This is a genomic window from Enterobacter sp. HK-058-C-ECC, from assembly GCF_047531125.1.
GTDB lineage: Bacteria > Pseudomonadota > Gammaproteobacteria > Enterobacterales > Enterobacteriaceae > Enterobacter > Enterobacter quasiroggenkampii.
Window position 1 is genome coordinate 17,499 of the sequence record NZ_JBLKCH010000026.1, and the last position, 2,197, is coordinate 19,695.

General features: G+C 59.7%; 2 protein-coding genes. Both read right to left on the reverse strand.

Going from position 1 to position 2,197, the window contains the following annotated elements; genetic code table 11:
• Positions 1–28: 28 nt before the first annotated feature.
• Positions 29–958: a sugar ABC transporter substrate-binding protein gene (locus tag ACMWJS_RS22560; protein ID WP_008502118.1), complete on the reverse strand. Its 930-nt coding sequence runs from the start codon at positions 956–958 to the stop codon at positions 29–31.
• 31 nt (positions 959–989) lie between these two features.
• The gene (gene iolG / locus ACMWJS_RS22565; protein ID WP_032675319.1) at positions 990–1,976 is read right to left on the reverse strand and encodes an inositol 2-dehydrogenase; all 987 of its coding nucleotides are present in this window, start codon (positions 1,974–1,976) and stop codon (positions 990–992) included.
• Positions 1,977–2,197 lie beyond the last annotated feature (221 nt).

Genomic DNA, 2,197 nt, shown 5'->3' on the forward strand with positions numbered 1-2,197 from the left:
CGCCGCGCCAGCGGCGGCTGCGGATAAATCAGTTACCGGCCTCACCGATACGCTCAGCCTGCTGCAGGTTTTCTTTGGTGATCAGCGTCGGCGGGTAGTCGGCACCGGTGATGGCTTTTTTCTCGCGCACGTTGGCCACCAGCTGGCTCATCGCCGTCTGCACCGCAAAGCCCGGACGCTGATCCGCCGTCACCGCCAGCCAGCCGTCGCGCACGCGGGCCAGCGCTTCCGGTACCGCATCAAAGCCGGTGACCAGAATTTCGCCCGGCTTCACGCCCTGGCTCTGCAGGGCTTCAATCGCCCCCAGCGCCATGTCGTCGTTGGCAGAGAGGATCACCTGAGGACGCTTTGGCAGCGAGGGCAGCACGCTTTCCACGATGCGCATCCCTTCAGAACGCATCCAGTTGCCGGTCTGATCGGCGACGATCTTGTACTTATCCCCGCCCGCCTTCAGGCTGTCGCGGATCCCTTTGGTGCGTTCGATGTTGGAGGAGGAGCCCGGCTGGCCGGTCAGCAGAATGATCTCCGCCCCGTCGGGGAATTTGGTTTTGACGAAGTCGCCAATCGCCTGGCCGCCCTTGTAGTTGTTGGCGCCAAAGTGCGGCACCTTCTTCTGGCTGTCGACGGAGCGGTCAAGGGTAACTACCGGCAGCTTCGCATCCTGAATTTCATCCACCGCGCTGGAGACCGCGTTCACGTCGTTCGGGGAGACGATAAAGCCCTGCGCCCCGCGGGTGATGGCGTTTTCCAGGTCAGCCACCTGCTTCGGTGAACTGCCCTGCCCGTCCAGCACCTGAAGCTTCACGCCCATCTCTTTTGCGGCTTTTACCGCCGTGCGCTGCATGTGAACTTCAAACGGCATGGCCAGGTTTGGCGTACTGAAAACAATTTGCTCGTTTTCGGCGAGGGCGGCCCCGGACGTCATGGCGATGAGGGCGGCTACGATCAGTTTTTTCATTATTATGTCTCTCTGTGTAGGGTTGTGGTGTTTAGAGGACGATCTCGCGCTGGCTGCGCAGTGACTCCAGCGCTTTATCCGCAAGGTACAGCGCACGTTCACCATCATCGCCGCTGCAGTCAGGCACCGCTTCGCCGCGCAGGACCGCGACAAAGTGTTCCCATTCCGCGGCGTAAGCGGATTTGTAGCGCTGCAGGAAGAAGTGTTCCGGCAGCGCGCTGGTGCAGCCCTGTTTGCCGTAGTGCTGCACCTGGTTTTCCAGAATGTTGCCCGCGCACAGTAGCCCTTCGGAGCCGTGCAGCTCCAGGCGCTGGTCGTAGCCGTAAGATGAGCGGCGGCTGTTGACGATGGTCGCCATCGCGCCGGAAGCGTATTTCAGAACGATAAACGCGGTATCGATATCCCCCGCCTCGCCAATCGCCGGATCGACCAGGTTGCTGCCCTGGGCATACACCGACACCGGCTCTTCGCCCATGATGAAGCGGGCCATGTCAAAATCGTGAATGGTCATATCGCGGAACATGCCGCCGGAGACGCGCACGTACTCCGCAGGCGGTGGAGACGGGTCGCGGGAGATGATCAGCAGCGATTCCGGCTTGCCGATGCGCCCGGCCTGCACGTCGGTTTTCACGCGGCGGAACTGCGGGTCAAAGCGGCGGTTAAAGCCGATAAACAGCGGCACGTCGTACTCTTTGACCACCTTCAGGCAGTCGCGCACGCGGGCGAGGTCAAGGTGGACCGGCTTTTCACAGAAGATGGCCTTGCCGTGGCGGGCGGCCATTTCAATCAGGTCCGCGTGGGTATCGGTCGCGGAGGCGATCAGCACGGCGTGAACGTTAGGGTCGGTCATCGCTTCAGTCAGGCTCTGCTGGCGGGCCTGATACTGCGTGGCGAGGCGGGTGGCAAATTCCTGATTCGGGTCAACCACGGACCAGAGCGTGGTCGCGCCGTGGCTGGCGATGTTAGCTGCATGTACCTGGCCAATTCGGCCAGCGCCCAGTAAAGCAATGTTAAACATAACGGCTCCCGGTGTTGGTGAATGCTGTGAACTAACGACCCTATAAATAAAACATTTATTTCATTTTTATAAATAGTGAAAATTATGTTTTTGAGTGCGGGTTAACACTTTTGAGATGAATGAGATAAATTTTGTTATCAATCTCACAACATGGGAGGACATACAGCAGCGCCCCTCACCCCGGCCCTCTCCCCAAAGGGGCGAGGGAGAAAAGAGTGCAC